Source organism: Halomonas sp. AOP13-D3-9 (assembly GCF_052379125.1).
Classification (GTDB): Bacteria; Pseudomonadota; Gammaproteobacteria; order Pseudomonadales; family Halomonadaceae; genus Vreelandella.
In genome coordinates, this window is sequence record NZ_JBQSYH010000049.1 from 1 (window position 1) to 1,748 (window position 1,748).

Genomic DNA, 1,748 nt, shown 5'->3' on the forward strand with positions numbered 1-1,748 from the left:
GTACCCCAGCGGCTAGCGCTACAACGCAATCGACTATTGGTGAGAGTCGCCCAGCAAAAAGCGTATATTTTTTTTCTTGATCGACCGAATCCATATCGTTACTCAGTGCGCTTAAAAGCAGGACGCTCACGCCATAACGCCACTGCGTATACCGCTACACCTGCAAATAGCGCGATATCGGCCATGTTAAAGGCGGGCCAATGCCATTCGCCCCAGTAAACGTCCAGATAGTCGACGACGTACCCACGCGCTAAGCGATCAACGGTATTACCGAGTGCGCCGCCAAGAATCAAACTGTACGCACAGGCCTCCAAGCGCGACAGGGGTTTGCATAGCTGCACGAGCAATACGACGACGACCACCAACGCTAAACCAAGAAAGAGGTAGCGCTGCCAACCACCTGCCTCCGCGAGAAAGCTGAAAGCGGCTCCTGTATTCCCGGTATAAACCCAGTTAAAAAACGGCGTTAGCGGAATGACTTGGCCAAACGACATCTGGGCATGCACAATTTCTTTGACCAGTTGATCGGCTAGAGTCATCACGCAAGCAAATGTGAACCATGGCCAACGACGTAAGGGGCTATCGTTTTGCGCTGTTCTCATGAGGTTACTTTTCCTTGTGACAGGCCTGTCAACGCGGTATTGGGCGAAAAGCGGTAACCCAGCAGTCGCATGGCGTTCAACGTCACCAGAACGGTAGCACCGGTATCGGCCATTACCGCAATCCACATGCCGGTAATACCCAGAGCCGTCGTGACTAGGAAAATGGCTTTTAAGCCAAGGGCGAGAACAACGTTGGTTTTCACATTGCGCAGCGTGGCACAAGAGAGATCTATCAGTTCGGCAATGCCGGTAACGCGGTTCTTGAGCAAGGCTGCATCGGCGGTTTCCAACGCCACATCCGTGCCGCCCCCCATCGCGATACCGACATCGGCTGCCGCGAGTGCCGGTGCATCGTTGATGCCATCGCCTACTTTACCGATGGGGCCACGGCCTGCCGCTTGCCAGTCTCGAACATACGCTGCCTTGTCTTCAGGCATCAGTTCGCCGTACGCTTCAATGCCTAAGCGACCCCCAGTGGCAGCGACGGTGCGGGCATTATCACCGCTGAGCATGACCGCCTGTACGCCTAAGCGGGATAGCGCCGCTAGGCCTTCAAGGGCATCTTCGCGTGGCTCATCGCGAACAGCGATCAAGCCCAACAAACGCTCGCCTTCAACGAGGAGAGCGAGGCTCTTGCCGGCTTCTTCTAACGCGACAATCCGAGCACTGAGACTTTCATCAAGGATGACCTGCTCGTGAAGGTGGCGAGGCGTCATTAAGCTCAGCTCGCGACCCTCCACCTGGCCGGAGACTCCGCGCCCCGCCAGAGCGCGGCTGCCGATGACGGTGGGGAGGTTTAGGCCCGACTGTCGGGCATGATCAACGATAGCCGTGGCGATAGGGTGACTGGAATCTCGCTCTATCGCGGCGGCGAGCCGCAATACGCTGTTATCGTCTTCCTCAGCGATCCAAGACTCCACATCTGTGACTCTTGGGGTACCCGCAGTCAGGGTGCCCGTCTTGTCTAATGCCACCAAGCGAAGCTTACCTAACTGTTCAAGAACGGCTCCCCCTTTGATCAGTAGGCCGCGCCGAGCGCCCGCCGAGAGACCTGCGGCGATGGCGGCTGGGGTGGAAATGACTAACGCGCAGGGGCATGCGATTAACAGCAATGCTAACGCACGGTAAATCGACTCCGACCATGCT

General features: G+C 56.9%; 2 protein-coding genes. Both read right to left on the reverse strand.

Going from position 1 to position 1,748, the window contains the following annotated elements:
- Window positions 1–98: 98 nt before the first annotated feature.
- A complete protein-coding gene (lspA, locus tag ACT3UM_RS24135; RefSeq protein WP_008958496.1) occupies window positions 99–602 on the reverse strand; it encodes a signal peptidase II in 504 nt (167 codons plus the stop codon).
- A partial coding sequence (locus ACT3UM_RS24140; RefSeq protein WP_498902548.1) for a heavy metal translocating P-type ATPase occupies window positions 599–1,748 on the reverse strand: 1,150 nt, incomplete at its 5' end. The genes ACT3UM_RS24140 and lspA, both read right to left, overlap by 4 nt.

Excerpts from the sequence above, each read along its gene's own strand:
- lspA (WP_008958496.1), bottom strand. The coding sequence starts at position 602 with ATGAGAACAGCGCAAAACGATAGCCCCTTACGTCGTTGGCCATGGTTC.